The organism is Paenibacillus oryzisoli, assembly GCF_050467285.1.
GTDB classification, from domain to species: Bacteria; Bacillota; Bacilli; order Paenibacillales; family NBRC-103111; genus Paenibacillus_E; species Paenibacillus_E oryzisoli_A.
Map to the genome: position 1 here is coordinate 114713 of NZ_JBCMUN010000020.1, position 24773 is coordinate 139485.

The 24773-nt window shown below is 48.0% G+C and carries 16 protein-coding genes; 15 read left to right on the plus strand and 1 reads right to left on the minus strand.

Annotated features, from left to right (window positions below; genetic code table 11):
• Positions 1-8: 8 nt before the first annotated feature.
• The 7 genes from ABE504_RS28150 (at position 9) to ABE504_RS28180 (ending at position 6838) form a co-directional block, all read left to right on the plus strand.
• Positions 9-752 carry a response regulator transcription factor gene (locus ABE504_RS28150; protein WP_430095262.1) on the plus strand — a complete coding sequence of 248 codons (744 nt, stop codon included), beginning with the start codon at positions 9-11 and terminating at the stop codon, positions 750-752.
• 124 nt (positions 753-876) lie between these two features.
• Positions 877-2193 carry an ABC transporter substrate-binding protein gene (locus ABE504_RS28155; protein ID WP_430095264.1) on the plus strand — a complete coding sequence of 439 codons (1317 nt, stop codon included), beginning with the start codon at positions 877-879 and terminating at the stop codon, positions 2191-2193.
• A gap of 70 nt (positions 2194-2263) precedes the next feature.
• On the plus strand, positions 2264-3205 hold the full coding sequence (locus ABE504_RS28160; RefSeq protein WP_430095265.1) for a carbohydrate ABC transporter permease: 942 nt from the start codon (positions 2264-2266) through the stop codon (positions 3203-3205).
• Positions 3195-4037 (plus strand): carbohydrate ABC transporter permease, encoded by an 843-nt coding sequence (locus ABE504_RS28165; protein WP_430095266.1) that lies wholly within the window; start codon positions 3195-3197, stop codon positions 4035-4037. Before ABE504_RS28160 ends, ABE504_RS28165 begins: the two co-directional genes overlap by 11 nt.
• A gap of 314 nt (positions 4038-4351) precedes the next feature.
• Positions 4352-4876 carry a phosphatase PAP2 family protein gene (locus tag ABE504_RS28170; RefSeq protein ID WP_430095268.1) on the plus strand — a complete coding sequence of 175 codons (525 nt, stop codon included), beginning with the start codon at positions 4352-4354 and terminating at the stop codon, positions 4874-4876.
• Positions 4877-4910: 34 nt separating this feature from the next.
• On the plus strand, positions 4911-5534 hold the full coding sequence (locus ABE504_RS28175; protein ID WP_430095270.1) for a DedA family protein: 624 nt from the start codon (positions 4911-4913) through the stop codon (positions 5532-5534).
• A 197-nt stretch (positions 5535-5731) separates the two neighbouring features.
• Positions 5732-6838, plus strand: a complete 1107-nt coding sequence (locus ABE504_RS28180; RefSeq protein WP_430095272.1) for an acyltransferase family protein — start codon at positions 5732-5734, stop codon at positions 6836-6838.
• A gap of 143 nt (positions 6839-6981) precedes the next feature.
• Here ABE504_RS28180 and ABE504_RS28185 read toward each other — a convergent pair whose 3' ends face one another.
• A complete protein-coding gene (locus ABE504_RS28185) occupies positions 6982-7887 on the minus strand; it encodes a helix-turn-helix domain-containing protein (RefSeq protein ID WP_430095273.1) in 906 nt (301 codons plus the stop codon).
• Between the two features lie 247 nt (positions 7888-8134).
• Between ABE504_RS28185 and ABE504_RS28190 the strand changes: the two genes are divergently transcribed.
• The 8 genes from ABE504_RS28190 (at position 8135) to ABE504_RS28225 (ending at position 24696) form a co-directional block, all read left to right on the plus strand.
• Positions 8135-14203, plus strand: coding sequence for a family 43 glycosylhydrolase (locus ABE504_RS28190; protein WP_430095275.1), 6069 nt, complete (start codon positions 8135-8137; stop codon positions 14201-14203).
• A 101-nt stretch (positions 14204-14304) separates the two neighbouring features.
• A complete protein-coding gene (locus tag ABE504_RS28195; protein ID WP_430095277.1) occupies positions 14305-16032 on the plus strand; it encodes a cache domain-containing sensor histidine kinase in 1728 nt (575 codons plus the stop codon).
• 16 nt (positions 16033-16048) lie between these two features.
• Positions 16049-17638 carry a response regulator transcription factor gene (locus ABE504_RS28200; protein WP_430095279.1) on the plus strand — a complete coding sequence of 530 codons (1590 nt, stop codon included), beginning with the start codon at positions 16049-16051 and terminating at the stop codon, positions 17636-17638.
• Between the two features lie 144 nt (positions 17639-17782).
• Positions 17783-19384 carry an extracellular solute-binding protein gene (locus ABE504_RS28205; protein WP_430095280.1) on the plus strand — a complete coding sequence of 534 codons (1602 nt, stop codon included), beginning with the start codon at positions 17783-17785 and terminating at the stop codon, positions 19382-19384.
• Positions 19385-19455: 71 nt separating this feature from the next.
• Positions 19456-20415, plus strand: coding sequence for an ABC transporter permease (locus tag ABE504_RS28210; RefSeq protein ID WP_430095282.1), 960 nt, complete (start codon positions 19456-19458; stop codon positions 20413-20415).
• Between the two features lie 12 nt (positions 20416-20427).
• On the plus strand, positions 20428-21327 hold the full coding sequence (locus ABE504_RS28215; protein ID WP_430095283.1) for a carbohydrate ABC transporter permease: 900 nt from the start codon (positions 20428-20430) through the stop codon (positions 21325-21327).
• 53 nt (positions 21328-21380) lie between these two features.
• Positions 21381-22904 (plus strand): sulfatase family protein, encoded by a 1524-nt coding sequence (locus ABE504_RS28220; RefSeq protein WP_430095285.1) that lies wholly within the window; start codon positions 21381-21383, stop codon positions 22902-22904.
• A 16-nt stretch (positions 22905-22920) separates the two neighbouring features.
• Positions 22921-24696 (plus strand): glycoside hydrolase family 2 protein, encoded by a 1776-nt coding sequence (locus tag ABE504_RS28225; RefSeq protein WP_430095287.1) that lies wholly within the window; start codon positions 22921-22923, stop codon positions 24694-24696.
• Positions 24697-24773 lie beyond the last annotated feature (77 nt).

The following is a 24773-nucleotide window of genomic DNA, read 5'->3' on the forward strand; positions in this document are numbered from 1 at the left end:
GGGTTCTTGTGTACAAAATCATGATTGTCGAAGATGAAGAACAGATTCGAACAGGCCTGAAGAAGACAATTGAAGCCGTTATCGGCGGTTTTAAGATAGCAGCGGAAGCGGTAAATGGAAAAGATGCCTTGGACTTAATCAATGCAACGTCCCCTGATATTCTCATTACGGATATCCGTATGCCGGAGATGAACGGATTAGAAATGATTCGGCGGGCCAGAAGCAATTTTCCGCATTTATCTATCATTATTGTGAGTGGATACGGCGATTTCGATTATGCCAAGCAGGCCATCAAGTATCAGGTCGCGGAATATTTATTAAAGCCCGTGAATCGTGTTGAGTTAGCGGAGGCACTGCAAAGAATCAAAATTAAGCTGGATGATCACAGGCAAATGGACTCCAATGAAAGCGTAATTACCGATGAGGGAAGCGAAGGAAGGTATGTGATTCGCAAAGTCAAGGAGATCGTTCTGCAAAATTTGGCCGAAGACATCTCCTTGCAAAGAGTGGCCGAGCAAGTCAATCTAACCCATCATTATTTGTCGGGGCTGTTCAAAACAGTGGCGGGACAAAATTATTCTGATTTTGTTACGGACAGCAGGATGAATAAAGCGAAGCAGTTGCTAAAGGAATCCAGCCTGAAGATTCATGAAATAGCTCGTTTGACCGGGTATGTGAGCGCCAAACATTTTATGAACGTATTTAAGCAAAGAGTGGGAACGACCCCCTCCGATTACCGGAATCATGGATGAACACCTTAAAATTTCGCACCTTTTCACAATTGCCGGTGATTTCTGGTTTCCAAGAGAAGCTTTATAATTAACAATTGAAAGCGCTTTACAAAATGTTTGGAAAAACGGAAGGGGTTTTGAACAGATGAAAAAAGTTTGGACTGCACTCACAGCCAGCGTTATTCTCCTGTCGGTAACAGCAGGCTGTACCTCCGCGACAAATAGTAAATCGGCGACCCAATCAAATGATCAGTCGGGCACAACGAACAAACCGAAGAAAGATGTCACCCTCAAGCTGAGTATTTGGGGGGATGACAACCGTAAGAGAGTGTTTGAAGACTTAGGAAAAAAATTCACTGAGAAGCATCCGAATATTAAGGTAGAAGTGATGCTGATTCCGTACGCGGAATATCCGAAGAAAATGTCCATCATGGTTGCCAGTAAGACAGTGCCTGACGTTGCTTGGTTATACGATGCGATCATTCCTCAGTTGCGGGATTCGAATCAACTGATGGATTTGTCGGAGTTGGCTAAGGATGCGGATTATGATCTAAACGATATTTACCCTTCGAATATGGATATTTACCGTAAGAACGGCAAACTATATGGCATCCCGTTTTCAGCCGGACCTAAAGTTCTATACTACAATAAAAAGCTGTTCCAGGAAAAAGGATTGAAAACCCCGAACGAGTTAGCGAAAGAAGGAAAATGGACGTACGATGAATTCATCAATACGGCCAAAGCTTTAACTGATCCATCCAAAGGCATTTATGGCGTGAAGCTAGGTGACGGTGGGAACTGGAAAGATGCGTTCACTGATACGATCTGGTCTTACGGCGCAGATGTTTTCAATGAAGACGCATCGAAATTTTTATTGAATTCGCCGGAAGGCGCACAAGCTTTTCAAATGATTGATGACATGATGTTTAAAAATCTCATTCATCCGAAACCGGGCGATCAGCTTCCATTCGAATCCGGGAAAATAGGCATGTACCGCGGCACCTTCAGTTACTCCGCAAGCGCCCGTAAGGCAGAGGGACTGGAATTTGATATCGCTCCGATGCCGAAAGGTCCCAAGGCGGACGCCCCGTTCTATAATGGAGTCTCCGGCTATTCCGTCATGAACGATTCGGAGAATAAGGCAGAGGCGCTTGAACTGCTCAAGTTTTTCACAAGCAAAGAAGGGATACAAACGCTGCAGACCACGTTCCCGCCTACGCGTAAATCGGTGCTTGAATCCGCCGAATTCGCTAATTTGAATAAGCAGCCTTCCGCTGAAGGCATTAAGCTAGCCATGTCTCAACCGATGCTAGCAGGAGGACGTATCATACCTACCCCATCTAATTGGCAGCAGATTGATACAAAAATGCAAAACGCGCTGGATATGCTGTATACCCGGAATGCTACGGTCAAGCAGATGCTGGAGCAGATGGAAAAAGAAGTTGCCCCTCTCTTGAAGTGAGAAATCTGATTTACGTCCTTATCGCTAAAACAGCTGATTTTGGCGATAAGGACGAAAGGCGGGAATAGTTATGATAAGACTCGAGGCAAGTCAACAGATAAACGGTAAAACGCAGGCTCGTGAACGAAGCAATCGGCTGAACCGAAGTGAGAAGTGGTACGGCTACGCGTTTGTCTTGCCGATGTTGCTGGGATACATCCTGTTTCTATTTGGACCGGTCATCGCTTCATTCGCAATGAGCTTCACGAATTGGAATTTGATGGATGATGTAAAGTTTGTTGGATTGGCCAATTACCGGATGGCCTTTTTAGGGGATCCGGTGTTTCTGAAGACGATATGGAATACGTTATATTTTACCCTGCTCTTCGTTCCGCTAAATATCGTAATCACTTTGGCTTTGGCCTTGCTTACGCAAAAGGCCATTCCCGGAATCGGCTTTTTTCGGACGGCGATCTTTTCTCCGGTGGTCACATCGATCGTTGTATGGGCCATCATTTGGAAATACATATTTCAAACCGATAACGGATTGATCAACGCTACACTGAAAGTATTCGGTATAACCGGTCCGGCCTGGTTGTATAATTTGGATTTGGCGATTCCCGTGGTTGTTATCGTCTCCCTGCTCAAAAGCTTAGGGATGAATATGGCCATCTTTTTGGCCGCTTTAAACGGCGTTCCTGCCATGTATTACGAAGCTGCGCGAATTGATGGCGCTTCCCGTTGGCGATCATTCCTGCATGTTACGCTTCCGATGATTTCTTCGTCGATGTTTCTTGTTGTTATGATGACATTGATCAGTTCGATGAAAGTGTTCGGACAAATTTATATTATGACGAAAGGCGGGCCGGGAACGAGCACGAATGTCATGGTATTTTACATTTACGAGCAAGCTTTCAAATATAATGAGTTCGGTTACGGCTCCGCTATTTCATTTATCCTGTTTTTTGTCATTCTGCTGTTAACCTTGGTTCAGTGGTACGGGAGAAAGAGGTGGGTTCATTATGAAGAGTAGCTCCCGCAAAAAAATACTGAGCAGTTTACCGCAATATATCGTGCTGTCCGTCATCGCTTTCGTTAGTCTTATCCCGTTTTACTGGATGGCCGTCACTTCGCTCAAAGATTATTCACAGGTTTTTATAACGCCGCCGCAATGGATTCCAAATCCGGTCAAGTGGAGCAATTATGTGGAGCTTTTTCAGCGTTACCCGTATCATCTTTATTTTTTCAATAGCCTTTATATTGCTGTCCTGGTGACGGTAGGAACCATTCTGGTTGCCTCACTGGCCGGATATGCGATTGCCAAAATATCGTTTCCTTTCAAAAATGTGATTTTTCTTTTTCTGCTTAGCAGCATGATGATTCCGACCGAATCCACCGCAATCCCGTTATTCATCTGGTTCGGCAAGCTCAGGGTTGTCGATACTCATTTTCCGTTGATTGTTCCGGCTATTCTCGGGGCGGGGGGGACATTTGGCGTTTTCTTAATGCGTCAGTTCTTCGTCACAATCCCGGATGAACTGAGCGAGTCAGCCAAGATTGATGGATGTACGCCGTTTCGAATCTATTGGAACATGATGTTGCCTTTGGCCACTCCTGCTATTGCCACACTATCCATATTGACGTTTCTGCACAGCTGGAATGAATTTTTCGAGCCGTTAGTTTACTTGAATTCGAGTAATTTGTACACGATACCGTTGGCTTTATCCATGTTCACGGATGAAGGCGGAACCAAGGGGCACCTAATCATGGCTGCATCTATGGTGGCGACGGTTCCGCTGCTGGTTGTGTTTTTTTCGGCTCAGAAAAGGTTTATTGAAGGTATCACGATGACCGGGTTGAAATAGGACCTTGAGTCCTCTAGGAACTGCCCCCCAATCATTTGACCCCCTGTCAACAGGACTATACTGCGGACAGGGGGTCATCATGTTATTTTAGTTATTCGTAGGCATGCCCCGCTTCTTTCCAAAATGGACCAAGACCAAAGTCCAGCACTAAACTAAACCTCAGACAGTTATGGCTACTTTGTTTATTTGCTAATCTTAATGTTGTAGACAACAACAAGAGAAACAGCATATACGCTTGGTTGAGGGATACGAGTCCAGATGGAGGAACAATGAACAAACTGTATAGGACGAATGGATTTATGAGGAAGAGGAACATGCAAAGGTTAAGGAAGTTCGATCACAGCCTATTTATCTGGTGTAATCAAAGGGTAAATCACATTGTTCTGGACTGGTTGTTGGGATTGATTACTCATATGGGCGGCGCGACGTTTACGATTCTATGTACCGTAGTCGTCATATGGCTTGCACCCCATAATTGGGGACCGGTAGGTCTGCAATGTTTAGCGGCTTTGACTTTCAGTCATGTGATTGCCTTTCTCGTTAAGAAAAAGATGCGCAGAATTCGCCCATTCCACGCCCTGCAACAAGTGAAAGTAGGGAGATTTCCGCTTAAGGATTACTCGTTTCCATCTGGACATACCACCGCCATTTTTGCAATCGTCACCCCCTTTCTTTTTCTAGCGTCACAGGGAGTTGCCCTGTTTTTGATTTTTTGTGCAGGATTGGTTGCTTTTTCACGTGTTTATTGGGGGTATCACTATCCAACGGATTGCCTAGCAGGAGGCGCGATTGGCACGGGTTCTGCGATGCTGATGGTTTATATAACGAGTTCTCTATGATATGACATGAATGAAGCCCTTGAGGAGTGTAAATATGGAGTGGATTAGCAATCTCTTTGAGCAGTACGGATATTTCGTTTTAATTTTTGGCTTGTTTGCCGAATCATTAGCCTTGCCTTTCCCAGGAGAACTGGCAATGGCGATAGCTGGTCACATATCATCTTTTGGGAGTTTGAATATCCTAATCATCATCTTCTGCTCTTATTTTGGAGCTATAGCCGGTACAACGGTTACTTATTATTTGGGTTATAAACTTGGCACACCATTTTTTGAAAAACATGGAAGGTTCTTTTTTCTAAACCAAGAACGAATCGTAAAGATTACAAAATGGTTCAATAAATATGGGAACAAGCTCATCCTTGTCAGCTACTTTATCCCAGGGTTGCGGCACTTCACTGGCTATGTGTCCGGCATTCTAAGAGTTCGGTTAGGCACCTTTCTCTTCTTTAACTTCACGGGCGGGATAGTTTGGGTCTTAACTTATGTCATGATCGGTAAAATTTTTGGTGGACAAATTGAGCAAATGCTTCACATCGTTTCGAAATACGCCATAGCGGCAATTATTGTTGTGGTGGTTGGCGTCGTGATCGGATTTTATATTAAGCAAAATAAACAAGCAATTAGAGATTGGCTGCGAACATTAAGCTGGCATAAATGACAAGGACGAGTTGTTATCTGGAGATAAACAGCTCGTCTTTTGCTTGTTACCTTTTTTGATTGTGTAGCTTTTAAAAAATGATTGACCGGAATTCAACTCTAGTATAAAATCAAAATGATACAATTTGTATCAACTTAAAAAGTTTACAAGTAGGAGCAGAACGTCGCGCATGTCTTGAATCCCTTGAGGAGGTATTTATGAAAAGATATGAAGAACTCGACTCTCTTAGAGGCTTAGCCGCACTGACTGTCGTACTTTATCATCTAGCCGCAATCTTTCCTAGCTTTGATCAATGGGACAAGAATCCGTTGTTCCACTTGTTGTTCGCAGGTCACGAAGCTGTGTTATTCTTCTTTGTTTTAAGTGGATTCGTGCTTTCTATTCCTTTTTTTAGTGGAACTCAGCCACCCTATTCCATATTTATTTTAAAAAGATTCTTTCGGATATACATCCCTTATATCTGCTGTATTGTTCTAGCTATCCTATGTTGTCTATTGTTCTCCAGAGGTGGGATACCTGCATTAAGTGATTGGTTCAATCTCTTCTGGGTGACACCATACTCGAATGGGTTATTGTTGAATCACGTATTTCTTATTGGTAACTATGCTACAGATGCGTATAATCCGGTCATTTGGTCTTTAGTTCATGAAATGAGAATTTCCCTTATTTTCCCTCTCCTCATGATTTTTATCAAGAAGTCTCCCACGTGGTTCGTTATCATGGTCGGATGCTTCATAACCATCTTGGAGCTAGTTCTAAGACATAAATTCGGAATCAATAACTTAGGTCTAATGTATGTATTCATGTTTATGATTGGTGCCCTTCTAGTAAGACATCTAAGCTTACTTGTTTCGTTTATTTCATCTTTAGGAGCATGGCTTAAATTTATTGTTTTCGCAGGAGCCCTACTTTTATATAACTACTCGGTTTGGTTTTTTCCTGAAATTGCGTGGCTGCATCGAGGTGTTATTCAAGACGCCTTCACGACGATAGGAGTCAGTATGTTGATCATTCTCTCCTTGTCTTCGACGTTAGCGGGTAAGATGTTGCTCTTAAAGCCTGTTCATTTTCTAGGCAAAATCTCGTACAGTTTTTACTTATATCATTTCATTGTTAACTTACTAATTATAAATCTCTTGTATGGGATCTTACCGATGTGGCTCCTTTTAAGTATAAGCTTTGTTCTGTCAGTTTTAGTTTCCGTATTGGCTTATTATGTGGTCGAGAAATTCTCGATTGAAGCAGGTAGGAAGCTAAAAAGCATAAAACATAGAGATGTCATCGTTACAAGTCGCACAACCTAACAAGGAAAAGGATAAAGTTGTGTATGAAAAGGGATGGCAAGGCGTATTTGAAATATCACCAGTCTCGGGACGAAAGACCGGAGAAAGCTCGAAGAATTATGCGAGCCTTCTCCGGTCTTTTTTCATATGTCCAGTCCTCTCAGCTAACCCTGCATGTTGCCATAATAACGTTTTCTATACTGAAGAGCTGGAACGGACTCATATGTGCTGAATACTCGGCTGAAATGGTTCAACGATTCGAATCCGGATAGCTCGGCAATTTCCTTGAGTGAGTAGGAGGTATTGACAAGAAGTTCCTTCGCACGCTGCAAACGTAGCTGCCGCAAATAGGTGGAAGGCGATATGCCGAGTGTCTTTCGGAATAAAAGACGCAGGTGACTTTCACTGATGTACAGATACTGGGCTAGATCGGGCAGCGTAAGCTTCCTGTCTACATTTTTCTGCATATAGGCGCATAGTTTGCTGATGCGAGGGTCAATATCCTGGGGTTCGCCCGGCAAGTAACACAGCATCATTTCAAAAAAACGGGAGAACCAAAGATGAAACGACGCATTAACGGCGAGCAACCCGGCGGTTTCATACGTATTGACTTTACTGATGACCAATTCGGGCTGATCCAGTGCCTGAAGCTCTTTAATCATGTCAAGAGATTGCGTTAACAGCATCGAGGTTAAATTTATTAGATTTCGGAAGTTGACTGAATCCTTGATGCTTGTCACTAGAGGGAGCTTGTATAGCTCGGCAACATGTAAGGGACCGATTTTAAGATCACAGCCAATCGTATAAAAATGAAAGGGAACAGAAGCCGGGTCTCCGGGTAGGAGTGTTCTAGGCGTCAATGGCGGTATGACGACAATATCTCCGGCCTGTACCTCATACAGAGATCCGTTGACTTCAATCCTTCTTCTTCCTGTCATGACAACCCAAATAATCGTTTTCTCGTAACTTGCTCGAGTGAACTCGGTTTCGGCGTTCACTGTATGTTCAATGACCCAAGCGATCTGCATAAAAAGATCCTCGACAAATTTAATTCTGCTGAGTATTGCCAAACGGGCCGGCCTCCTTCATCAACTGCCAACTGCAGAAACATAATCGAAAATGCATAATAGTTAATCGGTTGGTCGACAACCTCCTATGCTACTATTCTATTGTAGCACATTCGCTCAGCGAAGCGTGGCAGCGTTTACAAGGACACGAGAAAAAGGGGAGGTAAACGGAATTAGCAATGTGAACGCGCATGGATACGCAATTCGTAGGGGAGAACGAAGAAACTTACGGAATAGGGGGCACAAAGGAATGAAGAGAAGGGCTAGTCTGCTGCTAATTGCGCTGCTAGTAAGCAATATGCTGCTGTTTGTTCTGGGCAATGAAAGTTATGCTGCACAAATCGAAAGCGGAAAATCGCTTACAGCGGTCGCGTATAACGGCAATAGCGACAATCCGGTGTATATTGCGGTGGGTGCGAGCGGGGTTATGTATAGAAGTGAAGGAGCGGACTTGTCCGCGAATCAGTGGGCTCCAATTCAGGCCAACAGCATTTTAAATGGAACGGGTCAGCCGTTAAGTACGTTTACAGCCAATCTGAATGGGGTTGTCTATGACCCGGATGAGGGCATCTTCGTTGCGGGAGGGCAAAATTCGACGATCTTGGTATCAGGGGACAATGGTCTTACCTGGCGGGATAAATCGACAGCTCTTCGTACCGCCAGCGGTTCGAGAGCTGTATGGGGACTAAGTTATCGCAAGCTGAGCAACGGGACGAAGGTCTTTATTGCGGTTCTTCCCACCAAATCGCCTGCGAATAACGAGCAAGCTTTTGTCGGACAATGGAACGGTTCAGGCTTTGTATGGAACGGCTTATCCCTATCTCCGAACAACTCGCATTCATTGGGCTGGAACGGAGATCAACTGCTGATCGGAAGCGCTTCACAGGGAGCACGGGGCATGCTTCATTATTTTGATTTTACCGGGTATACCGGCGGGACACCGCCTATCTCTCCAACCGGCACTTCACTTACGAATTTCAATGTATATCCTGGAGATACGCTCACAGGAGACGTCAGGCCGATTTATGGGATTGCCTGGTTTAAAACGAAATGGATCGCGGTTTCGGGCAATGGCGGTTCGGGACGAGCAGGTATTTATATCTCGAAGACAGGTGACGGAAAGCCAAGTGGAACGAACGGTGTTTGGTCTGAAAATGATTTTGATGTACGACAGTCAACGGACTACCCTGCACAATTCTATAGTGTTGCCAGCAGTGAGACGGCGGTCGTTGCTGTAGGATCGGCTGGAGCAGTCTTTTATTCAACGGATGGGGTCAATTTTACGAAAAAAACATCCGGCGTGTCCGCCGACCTCAAGTCAGTTATTTATGATGGCAGCAGATTTGTTGTCGTTGGCGCGAATGGGCAGGTCATTTGGTCAACTGACGGTGAGGACTGGTCGTCCTCGCAATCCCCCGGAAGCGTGGCAGAGCCCTATGCATATACGGGGAAAATGGACGGGAACCAAATGGTTGTGGACGAAACATTTGAAAATCTTGATTTCACAGTTTTAAGTGAAACGTATCGCTATATTCCGCCTCGAAATCCGAGCGGTTTGAGCAATACACCGCCAATTACGATTACCCCTTCGGCCGTTACGTTATATGATCAGGGGGACGAGGCGAACCTTCAAGCGACCACGGTCAAGCTGGCGTTAAACAACGATGTGTATTTGCAGCCGGCTGTCAGTCAAGCAGGAAGTACTTTTGTCAATCAGATTGAGACAGTAACGAGAAATAACGGAGCAGCGAGTAAAGCATTGAGAATTAAGTCTTCGGACGGTTATGGGAATGCTGTTCTAGGATTCGGTTTTCAGGAGCCCCAACAAGGCACGATTGATCTCGAACTTGACGTCTTTTACCCTAATGTCCAAGCTAACGATGCCAGGCTTCCGCGTTTATATGCCGAATCGAGTGTGTCAATCGGTACGAAAGATCAGCTCTCCGCACTGATTTCTCGTGCAGATATGCCATATTTTCAGCTTAATAACGATGGAACAGGAACGATTACCGGGGGATTGACAACGGGAGAATCGCTAACGGATGGCAAATGGCGCAGGGTGAGATTTATTGTCGACACAGAGACCGGAAAAGTCAGAACGATTATTTATAATCTGGATGGTCGGTATGCGCAGGATTTTGAAACGTACGAATTGAACCAACCCGGCAATATCAGCTATGACTTTAAAGACGGGTTGCTTCATGTAGGCTTTGCGGCCAATCAATTTGGCCACGAGGGCATTTTGATTGATAACCTGAAGATTTATCGGGAACTTTACTATAAAGATCCTGTCAAGCCAGGCACCATCAGTGTGTTCCAGATCGACGGGAAATATTATCAATACGCTGTTGACGGAGCGAATCAACTGATTAAAGTGCGCTCCTCCGAGGATATGATTGTATGGCGGGACGAACCTGATGTCCAATTAAATGGATCGTGGGCATCGTGGAACAATGTCTGGCATGATTTCTGGGCAGTTGAAGTATACAAATTCAATGGAAAATATTATTTGGTGTATTGTGCAAAAAAAGACACAACGTTACTGAATGAAAACTTTGAAAACTATGATTTTACGGCTTTTCCTGAGATAAGCAACAGCGATAACGGTTGGACAACGATTACGAAAACATCCCAGAAATTGGCCTTGACGGATAACGGCGCAGAAGATCATTTGGATGTTGCAACTGTCGAGTTGGAGTTAAATCCAAGTGTCCGGCTTAAACCGGTGCTTGGGACGGCGAACCGCACATTGAATGCTGAGGTGATTACAGCGCCAAAGGGGTCCGATTCAACCAATAAAGCGTTACATATTTACAATGATTCGGATGTGGCTGCGAACAGCGCTTTATCCTTCTTATTCAATACGAATTACAGAAGAGGAGAGACCGTATTTGAGGCGGATGTCCAATATCCGGGAGGTATCAACCGCAGAATGTACGCGGAGTCTTCCGTGCCGCTCTTGACACAGGATCAATTGACAACGGTTATCCATGATCCGGGCCGGCCCTATCTGGATTTTGGCGGATCAGGTAACGCCGTCATGTCGGGAGGTGCTACTTTGGGGAACTTCAATTCGGACACTACATGGTACCATCTTGTGCTTAGAGCGAATTACGAGACCGGAGTGGTGACAGCAACTGTTCGTGATGAATCCGGCAACAATGTTCTAGGGACAGGACAGTATACATTTTCACTCACAGATGCCATAAAAAATGGCGTGTTTCATCTCGGCTTCGCGGACTCCCAATTGGGCACAGCGGGAATGATTCTCGATAACATCAAGGTATGGAACACCGATAATAAGTCCTTTCACCGTATCGGGATAGCGGAAAGCGACAGCATTTCGGGGCCGTTCACAGACTCGGGCAGGCCTCTCTTTGATTCGTACGCTGCTATTGATCCGCATATCTTTCAAGACACGGACGGAAAGTACTATCTCTATTATTCCAAGGACGTGTCTGGAAATTACGTGATGGTTAACGGTGTCGAGGAGCGTCAGAGCAATATTTACGGCGTTGAGATGAGCAGTGATTTGAGGTCGATCATCGGGGAACCGGTATTGCTGTCGGCGCCGACAGAGCCTTACGAGCGCAAATCAACGGATGTTGGCGTGTACTGGAATGAAGCGCCTTGGGTGCACAAATATAACAACAAATATTATTTGTTCTACTCCACAAATAACTATAACTCCATGTATTATAATTTGGCTTATTCAACTTCGGACAGTCCGTTGGGACCGTTCACCAAGTACAGTAACAATCCGATTGCCCAGAGTGATGGTTTGTTCCCAAGCTCTTTGATGCGGGGCCTCGGACATAACAGCATTGTTGCCTCGCCGGATGGCAGTGAGTTGTTTATTACTTACTGTCCGAATCAGGGGGACGGCAGTTCCGGAAGCTTGTCGGTGCCGGAAGAAAACAAGGGGTCATTTTTTAATCGAATGGGTTTCAGAGAAGATGGAACCGTGTATGTGAACGGGCCGACGCTTCAGCCGCAGCCACTGCCTTCTGGGATATACGGGTACACGAATATTGCGCGTTCCGCTAACTTCACCGCCTCCTCCACCAAATCGGGCTACAGCCTTGAAAACCTGAAAAATGGAGAGATTGGCATCTATCCTAAGTTCGCCGACTTCTATGAGTGGATGAGCGATAACGAGAAGATCGGAGCCTGGACTCAGCTTGCTTGGCCGCAGGACAAAACGATAACAAGCGTAGCCGTCTATGACAGCGCTTCGCCTGATCGTAAAATTTCAACAGGAAAGCTAACGTTCAGTAATGGCACATCGATACAGGTGACATTTCCAAATGAGCATGGGGCAGCGGCTATTGCAACTTTCCCGCCGATGCACGCAAGTTGGGTAAAGTTTGAGGTGACAGGCATGCTCGGCTCCGGGGATGCAGGATTGTCGGAGATCATGGTTCTGGGTCAGAATGATCGCGACGTGGAGAAGCCTGTTTGGCCGCATGCTGAACTAACACCATCGGGCATTACGCAGACGGGACTCACGCTTGCCTGGCCTGCTGCAATGGATGATACAGGTACAGTCAATTACGCTGTGTATATGGATGGAACGTTGTATAAGACGGTTGAGGGAGACGTCTACCAAACCGATATAGACGGCCTGCTCGCAGGCAAAACCTACATGTTCAAGGTAGAAGCAGGCGATGCGGCAGGCAACTGGACAACAGATGGCCCTTCGGTTTCGGTTACGACTCAGGATGTATCGCAAGTTTCATTGCTAAAGCTTGCGTTAAGTGCTAACCATGGGTCAGCGGGGGATACGATTGGGGTGACAGGCACGACGGCTGCCCACACGGACGTATTTATTCGGATCGTGGATGCAAATGGAACACCGATTGCAGTTACGGCTGCTCCGACCTCGGATGCTAATGGCAGTTTTACCGGCTCGTTCGTGATTCCCTCAGATATGACTTCCGGCTTGCTCTACGGAACAGCAATGGCGGGAACCCGCCAAGCGGTTGCGAATGTGCTTGTGGTTCCTCCCGGTACGTCATACAGAGAGCCTGAACCGATCGAATCGAACGAAATTTCGGTGAGTGAAGCCAATAAGAACCTGGCGATAACAAGCGCAACATTCGCTCTGTCTGAGCCGGTCACGGTCGTTGTACCAGGTTCTGTCACCGACGCATCGATCAGCGTCACCCAACTGATCTACGCGCCGTCGGGTGGGATCGCCATTACCGCTGGGCTTCCGACGTTGAACACGTCGACAGCCACCTCCATCAGCTCATCGCCGATATGGATGGCCATTCCGCAAGGAACAACGATCAGCGCACCTGCAAGCGGCCTCTGGGACGGCACCGTTCATTTGCCGCAAGTCGAGACGGCTCAAACGATAAATCTAGTGCCCGACCCTGGAAAGACAGCAGCCGTACATGCTGTAATCGAAGTAGGTTTTGGTGACGTTCCGCTTACGTTAAGCAGGGCGGCTAGAATCGTCATTCCAGGCGCAGCAGGGAAAGAAGCAGCCTACGTCAGAGATGGAAATTTGACGAAAATTACAAATACAATCAGCGCGGATAACCAAGCTGCAGCTGATGCCGAAATCGCGGCAGCAGGGGATGCGGCGCTGGATGTCGGGGTGGATAAGGTGATTTGGACGAAGCACTTCACACGATTTGTCCTTTACACCCAAACCGCAATTGTACCCGATAGCACAAATAACGACGGTTCTGATAATATTGGAACAGGAGGAGCGAACGGCAGCGCTTCAACTGGAAATGAAACAGATGGAAATGAAACAGAGACGCCTCTTACACCCCGTGTACAGTTTTCGGATATTGCCCTACACTGGGCGAATGCGAATATTGCCAAATTGATTGCACTCGGGGCTGTAGAAGGTTATCCGGACGGAACCTTCCGGCCTGACAGCCGCATCACTAGGGCGGAATTCACAAAGTTTCTTGTTACAGCCTTGAAGCTTTCGCCAAAAATCGGTAACAACTATGCGGACACTGGCTCGCATTGGGCGAAAGATTATATCGCAACGGCAAGTGCCTATGGGATTATTGAAGGTTTCAGCGGTAACCGATTCGGGCCTGATGATCTGATCAGCCGAGAGCAGATGGCTGTAATGGTCGTCAAAGCTGCGAAGCTGCCAATGTCCGAAGAGGCTATCCCCTTTGCAGACAAGGCAGAAATCTCAGCATGGGCAGCGGCAGCTGTTAGTGCGGCGAGCAAGCAAGGTCTCATCGACGGCTATCCGGATCATCGCTTTGATCCTGCGGGACATGCGACGAGGGCGGAAGCGGTAACCGTCATCACAAAGTTGCTTCTCCTTCATATTCCATTATAATGAATTGAAGTAATGCCCAATTGAAACACAGTAAGCCACCTCTCCGAAATGTGTCGGTAGGTGGCTTTTCAAGGTTAGTGGAAAGCCGAGGTGAAGAGCGTATGCGCACAATTCAGGGGAAAATGTTTCTGGCCTTCAGTATCATGATCTGCTTGGCCATTATTCCGATTGCCTACAGTACTTACCATAATGCTTCAAATGTCATTGAAGATAATGCGACGACATTTATTTCCGATAGCATCCGCAGAGCAGATGAGAAGCTGCGGTCCACGATGGAGGAAGCGGATCAAATCGCTAAAGTTATCGTTACACGGGATATCGTCGCGCAAAGCTTGCTTAGCAGCACGGAAGCGCCTTCTTACGAGTGGTTTCAAGAGAAAAAGCTGATTGAGGATTACATTGCTTCCCTGACAACCTACAAAACGTATATTCAACGTATTTCCGTCATCGGTTATAACGGGAAAGTATTCCAGAGCGGATATGCGCAGATCAGCCAGTCGAAGCTGCAGGGGCTGCTGGAGAAGAAGGAGCTGCAGGAGAATCGAAGACATGTGCTGCTCGACGCTTCGATGGAGAATTCGATTCTGCTTGCTCGACCCTTGCTTGCGGGAGGGAAAAGCATCGGGCTGTGCGTCATCGAATTTCAACCCGATTTTATGAAGATGGTCTTTGAAATCCAACCGCTGAAAGGGAGTCTTATCGGGGTTGTTGATGACCAAGGCCAGGTTATTTATCATACGGGTTCAAATTGGGGCGGCACCCCTGATTTGTCCTCAGTTATTGAGGAAATCTACAGAGACCAAACAAAAGAAGAGGGAAGGAGCTTAAAAACAGTAAGCGGAGAAAAATACTTGACTGTACAGATTGTTTCGAATGCTATAGGCTGGACAACCATTGGTATGGTGCCAACGAAGGAACTGCTGCGCGAGGTGCATCAAATCCGAAACGACATCATTTTGGTTACGGTACTGGTGCTGTTGGCTGTACATGTCGTTTCCATGGTGCTTTCCAAGCAAATCACCAAAAATCTCAAGCGGCTGCATAATACGATGAAACGGGTGCGTGAAGGACAGTTGAAAGCGAGGCCACGTATTGACACAGAGGACGAGGTCGGGCAGCTCAGCGCGATGTTCTCTTCCATGATGACGCATGTGCAGGAGTTGATGGAAGAGACAGAAGAGCGGGGCAGACAAAAGCGGGAGGCTGAGTACCGGGCGCTGCAATCTCAGATCAACCCCCATTTTCTCTACAATACGCTGAATACGATTAATTATTTATCCAAAATTCAACAGGTGCCCAATATCGGCGAAGTATCGGCAGCGTTGGTGGAGCTGATGCGATTCGCGGTAGATCAAAAGCGGGATCTGATTCCGATTCGTGAGGAATTGGAGCTGCTGCAGAGGTATCTGAGTATCCAGAAATATCGTTTTCTGGATCGTGTGACCATAAGCATCGACGCAGAGGAAAGTACGCTGGACTGTCTGATCCCGAAACTGGTGCTTCAGCCGATTGTAGAGAATGCCTTGCTGCATGGCTTTGGCATTTCGCCGGAACGAGCGGGAAGCATTGCCATAAAGAGCTACAGTCAGGCGGATGCTACGGTGATCATTGATATAACGGATAATGGTGCGGGGATTTCGGAAGAGCAGATTGCTGCCATTTCCAATCCGGCATCCGAGCGGATGACGCAGGAGGGAACCGGTGTAGGCATTCGCAATGTACAGGACCGCATCAGGCTGACCTTTGGTGAAGAATACGGACTAACGATTGTAAGTGTCCCAGGTATATTGACGACTGTGGAGCTTCGGCTTCCGCAATACAGAGTGTGAAAGGCGGAAAGGATGTATGAACTGGAAAATCGCATTCATCGATGATGAGCCGCTTGTGCGCAGTCACCTTAGATCCTTGTTGGAATGGGAGAAAGAAGGTTTTGTGATCTGTGGGGAAGCAGGAGACGGCTTGCAGGGGCTGGAACTTGTCAGGGCTCAGCAGCCGGATGCCGTTATTGTGGATATGAGCATGCCGGGAATGAACGGTCTGGAGCTGACCCGATATTTGCTGGAAGAACTCCCTCGGTTAAAAATCATTGTGCTTAGCAGCTACGATTCCTTTGAGTATGTGCGAGGCTCCCTCAGCCATGGAGCTGTTGATTATTTATTAAAACACAAGCTTACTCCGGAAATGCTGCAAGGGGTAATCGGAAAGGTTCGTCGGCAGCTAGAAGAGCAGCAAGCGAAATCACGGGTGAAGGAGCAGGCGGACATCGCGCTGTCTCGCTCTGTGCTGGGCGATCATCTCATGGGGGTCGACATTGATCTGCAGCTCCTCGAGCAATATTTCTCCGGGGATAAAGCCAGCGTGAATAATCCGAGGTGGATGCTTATGCTCGTGCAGCTTGCCCATTACGACGTACTTCTTGCACGTATGAACGAACAGGAGCTGACCCGATATCTTCGATCGGTGACTGATTTATGCGACCAGGCGGCGGGAGGTTACCCTTGGAGTTGTACGGTTGCCATGGATCGCGGGCGTTGGGCGGTGTTGCTGACCTGCGGCACTGAGCGAAGCGAGCATGCGGTGGCCCAGCAGGTCGCTGCCAAGAGCGCGCGTTTAACTTCTTCGTTGAAGCTGTATATGAATCTGGCGGCTACGATCCTGCTGAGTCCGATTTTCTCATCGCTGCAATATAGTCGTGAGGCGTATCGCATCTTGATTGAGCAAGTGGAAGGAGAGGCGCGGCAGCCGGTCCAAGCCGGCCTGACCGTGAAATCACCTTCTGTGACCATTGGACAAGAGAAGCGCCTCCTCGCGGCAATGGAGGCGGCCGATGCCCGAGAGGCAGTTGTGATTATTCAGGAGACGATGGGAACCACCCCGCAGCGGCAAGAGAATGCGGTGCAGCTGGAGCGAGTGTCCGCGGAGCTGGTGCAGCTTGCCGCGAAAATTGCCCGAAAGGCAGATATACCGACCGATTGGATGGTGCAAGAACTTTCCATTTTCCAACGTCCTGGCTTGACAAGCGAGCAGGCGGTAACTGCGGTGTGCGACATCTACACACGACTGGCGCTGGAATTGCAAAAACTGAACGTCTCTCCTGGCCACTCGCGACATGTGAAGCAAGCCTTGCAAATTCTTGCGACCCGCTATCGGGAAGGCATTACGCTTGAGGAGACCGCTGAAGAGTTAGGCATCACATCTTCCTACTTAAGTCGGTTGGTGAAAGAAGAGTGCGGCCGCACGTTCACGGAGTTATTGACGGAGCATCGTATTGAACGAGGCAAGCAGTTACTGCTCGAAGGGGTTACACCGCTGAAGGAAATGCATGCCAAGCTGGGATTCAGTTCCAGCAGTTATTTTATCCGCGTATTCAAAGAAGCGACAGGGGAGACGCCATTCGCCTTCATGCAATCCAAGAGAGAACGTTACGACTCGTAACCGCTGCATAAATTTGATATGAAAGTGCAAAAATATGAAACGCTTTCACTTCGGTATACAGCTTATAATCAGATCAGATTCCTGAGTGAAAGCCTTTCCATAAAGGCAGAGGAGCCTAAGAATGAGAAAAGGGGATGAACGTTAATGAAGACAAAGACGAAAAAGCGAATGACTCTAATGCTTGCAGCCGTTTTGACAGTAACGGCACTTACTTCCGCCTGCAGTAGCTCCACGGAGGAATCAGGTGGAGACAAGGGCAGTGCAGATGAAGGGACAAACCTTGCGCAGACGGGTTTTCCTATCGTAAAGGAGCCCGTCACACAGAAGGTATTCGGCTGCAAAGACCCGAACCATGCGGAGTGGAAGGACGTTCTTATTTTCCAGGAATATGAGAAAATGACCAATGTCTCGCTGCAATTCGATCAGTTGCCATCGAATGCGCAAGGCTGTGACGAGAAGCGGAACCTGCTTTTTGCAGCCAACGAACTGCCGGATATTTTTCTGCGGGCTAACCTGACCAACACAGACATTGCGCGTTACGGCCAGCAAGAGCATATGCTGATCCCGCTGGAAGGCTTAATTGATAAGTATGCCCCGAATTTGAAAAAGATATTCGATGAGTATCCTGAGGTCAAGAAAACCGTAATGGCAGCGGACGGCCATATTTATTCTCTGCCCAGCGTTCGTCTGCAAAGCTCGGGCCGCTCGGAAAAGCTTTGGATCAACAAAGAATGGCTTGCCAAGCTAAATATGAAAGCGCCTACGACGGAAGATGAGCTGTTTACTGTGCTACGCGCATTCCGTGACAATGACCCGAACGGGAATGGCAAGAAGGATGAGATTCCACTTGGTCTAAGGGATATTGGCATGGTGTACTCGATGTTCTCCGGCTCTTTTGGCTTGGAGCAGCAATTGGGTTATCAGATCAACATCAAGGATGACAAGGTTAAAATCTGGCTGACGGACGACCGCTTCAAAGAACTTCTACAATTCCTTAACAAGCTTTACAGTGAAAAACTGTTGTGGCAGGACTTTTACTCCGGTGATTTGCCAAAGTGGAGAAGCAACCTGTCGCAGGCACTGATCGGTATGTTCCTTATTCAGGCTTCTGATCCGTTCTTGCAAGTGGAGAACCAGTTTACGGGAATGAATCCGATCAAAGGGCCTCACGGGGACCAGGGGCATTCAGCTACAGGCCCGATCGCGGCGCCGATCGGTACGTTTGCCATCTCGAAGGAGAACAAGCATCCGGAAGTCGCTATTCGCTGGGTTGACTATTTCTTCAGTGAAGAGGGCTCGAAATTTTTCCAATACGGCGTAGAAGGTAAAACGTATACGATGAAAGACGGCAAACCGGTCATTAACGATTCAATCAAGAATGACTCTCGCGGTTTCATGGCGGCGCTTGGTCAGGTGAATCTTGTGCCGGGCGGCAGCTTCCCGTTTGTCGTCACAGAGAAATTCGGCAACATTGTTGAGAACGACAAGGTACTGGAAGTTAACAAATTTATTGAAGACTACTTGCCTAAAACAGTCTATGGCGCTCCGATCTTCGACAAGGAGACCTCGGATCAAATTATCCCGATTAAAGCTGATATTGACAAATATGTGAAGGAATCGGTTGCTAAATTCATCATCGGCGAACTGAGCTTCGATAAATGGAATGAATATGTAGCGACATTGAAAAAAATGAAGATTGACGAGCTGGAGAAGGCGTATCAGAAAGCATACGACGCCAAGAAATAATGGAGGCTCGCCGCGGGCGGCAGATTAGGCGCCGCCCGGGCACTGCCTATGAGTGATAGGAGTGTGAGGTCATGCAAGCGGAGACTGCAAAAGCGACAACATCAACGGATGCCGAATGGAAGCCAAAGCATGTCCTGTGGAAGCGGATGAGGGTTCGATACGAGCTCTACATTATGCTATTGGTTCCTGTTGTCTGGTACATCCTGTTCAAATATGTTCCGATGTATGGGATCACGATTGCCTTCAAGGATTTCTCTGCAACCAAGGGGATCTTGGGCAGTTCTTGGGTGGGATTGAAGCACTTTGACCGCTTCTTCTCCTCGGTTTATTTTTGGGATCTGCTGTGGAATACGCTCTCTCTGAGCTTGTTTCAGCTGGTGGTGGGCTTTCCAATTCCTATTCTGCTGGCGCTGCTGTTGAACGAGATTCGAAGCCGGTGGATTCAGAAGTTGCTGCAAAATATGACCTATATTCCACATTTTCTCTCGATTATCGTGCTGGTCGGAATGATGAACATCTTTCTCGATCCCGATACAGGGAAGCTGAATCAAATATTAGCTATGCTCGGGCTGGATACAATTGATTTTATGAAAAAGGCGGAATGGTTCCAGACGATCTTCGTCACATCCGGGATCTGGCAGCATATGGGCTGGGGCTCCATTATTTATCTGGCAGCGCTCAGCGGCATTGACCCTACCTTGTACGAGGCGGCCAAAATTGACGGCGCTTCGAGATTTAAGCGGGTTCTGCATGTTTCGATTCCGGGGATTATGCCGACGGTCATTATTTTATTCATTTTGCAAATCGGTCAGTTGATGGATGTCGGCTTCGAGAAGGCGCTGCTGATGCAAAATCCGCTTAACGCCAGCCGAAGCGATATATTGCCGACTTTCGTCTACAAGAACGGGATTCAGGGGGGGCAGTTCAGTTATACGGCAGCTGCAGGCTTGTTCAATGCGGTAATCGACTTTACCCTTCTGGTGCTGGTGAACTGGTATGCACGGAAAAAGACGGAATCGAGTCTATGGTAGGGGGAGATACGAATGCATACAACCAACGAAAACAAACTGCGATCGCGCGATGACAAGCTATTCGATGCCGTTATGTATATCCTTGCCGCCGTGCTGCTGGTCATGGTCGGGTACCCGCTGCTGTTCGTAGTCAGCGCTTCATTCAGCAATCCGATCGACGTCGTGGAAGGGCGGGTTTGGCTGTTGCCTGAGGGCTTTACCCTGGCGCCGTATAAGCAGGTATTCGAGAACAGGAGCATATGGCAAGGGTACGGAAACACATTAATCTACGCGTTCGTCGGCACAGCGATCAATCTGGTGATGACGGTGTTGGCTGCATTTCCGCTATCCCGCAAAGATTTGCCAGGTCAACAACTACTCATGTTCTTCATCACGTTTACCATGTTTTTCAGCGGAGGACTTATTCCTACGTATCTGTTGGTCAAAAGTCTCGGCATGAACAATACGGTGTGGGCCATGCTGATTCCCGGCGCTATTGCGACCTATAATCTCATCGTCATGCGGAGCTATTTTCAGAACAGCATACCGGGCGAGCTGCAGGAGTCCGCTTGGCTGGACGGCTGTTCGTTCTTCCGAATGCTGTGGAGCGTGATTCTGCCGTTATCCAAGCCAATACTAGCTGTCATGGTGCTGTTCTATGGCGTAGGGCATTGGAACGCATATTTTAACGCATTAATTTATCTGAAGGATCGGGATCTCTTTCCGCTTCAATTGATATTGAGGGAAATTCTAATTCTGAATCAGGATGACATGGCAAGCGGCGGCGCCGCAGGGATGACGGAGCGTGTCATGATGGCGGAAAGTATCAAGTATTCGGTCATTATTGTCTCAAGCGTTCCGGTGCTGCTGCTCTATCCATTTATTCAACGCTATTTTGTAAAGGGCGTCATGATCGGCTCAATCAAAGGCTAGCTGACTGCATGGCCGGCGCCATCGCAAACAGCGCGCCAGAAAGGAGAATCATAATGGACAGCAAACCCAATTTACTTCTTATCCAGACGGATCAGCAGACGGCGGAGACGCTAAGCTTGTACGGCAACCCTGCCTTGCACACGCCGGCGTTGGAGAGTCTGGCCGAACGAGGAGTTGTTTTTGAATTCGCTTTTTGCAATTATCCGGCTTGTTCTCCATCCAGATCATCGATGTTTACGGGAAGATATGCTTCTACCATCGGCGTTCAAGCGAACCACATGATGATTAATCCTGCGGAGATAACACTTCCTCAAGTGCTCAAGCAAAATGGCTACCAGACGGCGATTATCGGAAAAAATCATGCTTTTATGGAAACGACCAAGACCTATTATCCGGCTGAAGTCGCGGATCGCGAACAAGCCAGCGTACTGAATCAAGTGTTCGATTATGTCCGCTTGGCCGATCACGGGCACATGGTCGACGGTTACAGGGATGACCCCGAATGCAAGGCAGCTCATGCCTGGTCCCACACTTGCTGGGTGAGCCCGATGGGGCATGGCACGAATCCAGGCCGACCGGAAAAGTGCGGCACTTATCTTCTTGGAGATACGATGATCGATTATCTGGAGAATCGCCGCGATCCTGCCAAGCCATTCTTCACCTGGCTGTCGTTTCCGGATCCGCATACACCGTATCAAGCTCCGGAGCCTTATGCCAGTATGATCGACCCTGCGAAGGTACCGCTTCCGCCAAAGGACTGTCTTGACGGGAAACCGGAGCGTCAGCGGGTGGCCTATCTGATGGATGCCATGGATACAGCGGACGATGAGCTGATTCGCAAGGTTCGGGCGATTCACTACGGGATGATTCGCTTTATCGACGATACGCTCGCTCGCGTGTTCGCCAAGATGGAAGAGCTGGGTCTCACGAATAATACCGTCGTTGTATTCACATCCGATCATGGCGATTCAATGGGCGCCCACGGATTAATCCAGAAGCACAACCTGTTCTACGACTCCTTCACCCACGTACCGTTTATCGTCTCGGTTCCGGGCTATCAGGGGGCAAAGAGAACAAAGCATCTTGTCGAGCTAATCGATATTATGCCAACCTTTCTGGACATGGCCGGTATCCCGATTCCTCCGGGCGTGCAGGGCAGAAGCCTGGCGTCGTACCTTAGCGGTCAGGCGTATACGCCGCGCGATTATGTCGTTATCGAAAGCGGAGAGGAAGGAGAGCCGCTGGGCATCGCTGATCTTACTGTCCGTCCGGAGCATCCGCTCGATGACCGCTATTTCGTCTGGTGTGCCTACCGCGAGGCATGGGTAGGGAAGGGCAAGAGCATTCGCACATTGGCGTGGAAGTTGAACATTTACGCCAATGGAGAGGGAGAGCTCTATGATCTGGTGAACGATCGCGATGAACTTCATAACTTGTTCGGCAACCCTGACTTTACGAACGTTCGCTCAGAGCTCGAACGCAAGCTGCTGCATTGGACAATGAAGAAGGAGGATCGCCTTCCGCTGAACACCACTGTGAAACTGCACTATGCGGATGTTAAAGCCAAGCATGCTTAAGGAGTGAAAGACCTAGATGACAACCAAGAAATATACAAAAAATTACCCAAGACCTCAATTTGTGAGAGAGCAATGGGTCGATCTGAATGGCGAGTGGCGCTTCGGTTTCGATGATGACAACCTCGGTGAAGCCAAGGGTTGGCAGCGCGAGTTCGCTGGAGACCGGAACATTATTGTCCCCTTTACTTACGAGACGAAGGCAAGCGGCATTGGCGAAGAAGCTCACCATCCATTCGTCTGGTACAATAGACAGCTCGATATTCCTGCGGAAGCAAGCGGCAAGCGGATTCTTCTGCATTTCCAAGCCGTAGATTATATAGCGAAGATTTGGGTGAACGGTGAATATGTCGGCCGGCATCAGGGCGGCTATGCGGCCTTTTCCTTCGATATCAGCCCGTATGTAACGCTCGGGGCTGTGAACGAGCTTACAGTCAAGGTGGAAGACAGCAAGGACGCTACGCAGCCTCGCGGCAAGCAGCGCTGGGTGGAGGAGAATTTTGAATGCTTCTATGTCCAGACGACGGGCATTTGGCAGTCGGTTTGGCTGGAGTTTGTAGAACGGGAGTACGTGGATGCAGTAAAGATTACACCGAATCTCGACGCGTCGACCGTTCGTTTCGATTACCAGATCAAGGGGGAGGCGAGCGCCGGCACCAAGCTTCGACTGGAAACTGTGATCTCGATGAAGGGGCGCCAGGTTAAGCAGGCAAGCCTCGCGATCGACAGGCCGTGGCTCACACTCGAGGTTGATCTCGTCCATGAAATGAACGGGCCATGGAAGCGCCGCTACTGGGCGCCAGGACGGCCGAACTTGTATGATGTCGAGTTTATTCTGTATCGTGACGATGTGGTAATAGATCACGTGTACACATATTTTGGCATGCGAAAAATATCAATTGAAAAAGGGCAGATTCTACTGAATAATGTGCCTATCTATCAGCGGCTGGTGCTGGATCAAGGATACTGGACGGATACCCATTTAACACCGCCATCCGAAGAAGCGCTGATTGAGGACATCGACCTTCTGCTTCAGATGGGGTATAACGGTGTGCGCAAGCATATGAAAATCGAGGATGCCCGGTTCCTCTACTGGTGCGATGTCAAAGGTGTGCTGGTCTGGTCGGAAATGGCGGCGACCTTTGAATTCAACGACCATGCCGTACAGAAATACACGGAGGAGTGGATGGAAATTGTCCGCCAACAGTACAATCATCCATCGATTATCACATGGGTTCCGTTTAATGAGTCTTGGGGCATCATGAACATTTTCAAAGATCGGCAGCAGCAGCAATTTACGGAATCCATCTATCACTTGACGAAGGCGTTCGACCCGCACCGCCCGGTTGTGACCAATGACGGTTGGGAGCATACGGTTTCCGATATTCTGACCCTGCATGATTACGTGGAAACGAAGGAGGAGTTCCTGGCTCGCTATGCGGATAAAGGTGCTATCGTGAATAACGAGAAGTCGTTCAACGCCTTCAAATACGCATTTGCCGACGGATATGGCTACAAAGGGCAGCCCGTGATCGTCAGCGAATTCGGCGGAATTGCGTTTACTTCTGACAAAGGGTGGGGCTACGGCGGCCAAGTCGCGTCGGAAGAAGCGTTTCTCGCGCGTTTCCGAGGCATCCACGAAGCGATCAAGGCAACGGACTATATTGTCGGCTACTGCTATACGCAAATTACTGACGTCCAGCAGGAAGTGAATGGTCTCTTGACCGAGGACCGCAGGCCGAAAGTGCCAATGGAGAAGATTCGGGAAGTGAATCTCTCCCAAGGCGAAAGATAGTTGTGCATCAATCATATATAAACAGACCCGCTTAATGCGGGTTTGTTTGCGTTTGCAGCGATCTCCAGCAAAGAGAA

Excerpts from the sequence above, each read along its gene's own strand:
- ABE504_RS28155 (WP_430095264.1), top strand. The coding sequence starts at position 877 with ATGAAAAAAGTTTGGACTGCACTCACAGCCAGCGTTATTCTCCTGTCG.
- ABE504_RS28160 (WP_430095265.1), top strand. The coding sequence starts at position 2,264 with ATGATAAGACTCGAGGCAAGTCAACAGATAAACGGTAAAACGCAGGCT.
- ABE504_RS28165 (WP_430095266.1), top strand. The coding sequence starts at position 3,195 with ATGAAGAGTAGCTCCCGCAAAAAAATACTGAGCAGTTTACCGCAATAT.
- ABE504_RS28170 (WP_430095268.1), top strand. The coding sequence starts at position 4,352 with ATGCAAAGGTTAAGGAAGTTCGATCACAGCCTATTTATCTGGTGTAAT.
- ABE504_RS28175 (WP_430095270.1), top strand. The coding sequence starts at position 4,911 with ATGGAGTGGATTAGCAATCTCTTTGAGCAGTACGGATATTTCGTTTTA.
- ABE504_RS28180 (WP_430095272.1), top strand. The coding sequence starts at position 5,732 with ATGAAAAGATATGAAGAACTCGACTCTCTTAGAGGCTTAGCCGCACTG.
- ABE504_RS28190 (WP_430095275.1), top strand. The coding sequence starts at position 8,135 with ATGAAGAGAAGGGCTAGTCTGCTGCTAATTGCGCTGCTAGTAAGCAAT.
- ABE504_RS28195 (WP_430095277.1), top strand. The coding sequence starts at position 14,305 with ATGCGCACAATTCAGGGGAAAATGTTTCTGGCCTTCAGTATCATGATC.
- ABE504_RS28200 (WP_430095279.1), top strand. The coding sequence starts at position 16,049 with ATGAACTGGAAAATCGCATTCATCGATGATGAGCCGCTTGTGCGCAGT.
- ABE504_RS28205 (WP_430095280.1), top strand. The coding sequence starts at position 17,783 with ATGAAGACAAAGACGAAAAAGCGAATGACTCTAATGCTTGCAGCCGTT.
- ABE504_RS28210 (WP_430095282.1), top strand. The coding sequence starts at position 19,456 with ATGCAAGCGGAGACTGCAAAAGCGACAACATCAACGGATGCCGAATGG.
- ABE504_RS28215 (WP_430095283.1), top strand. The coding sequence starts at position 20,428 with ATGCATACAACCAACGAAAACAAACTGCGATCGCGCGATGACAAGCTA.
- ABE504_RS28220 (WP_430095285.1), top strand. The coding sequence starts at position 21,381 with ATGGACAGCAAACCCAATTTACTTCTTATCCAGACGGATCAGCAGACG.
- ABE504_RS28225 (WP_430095287.1), top strand. The coding sequence starts at position 22,921 with ATGACAACCAAGAAATATACAAAAAATTACCCAAGACCTCAATTTGTG.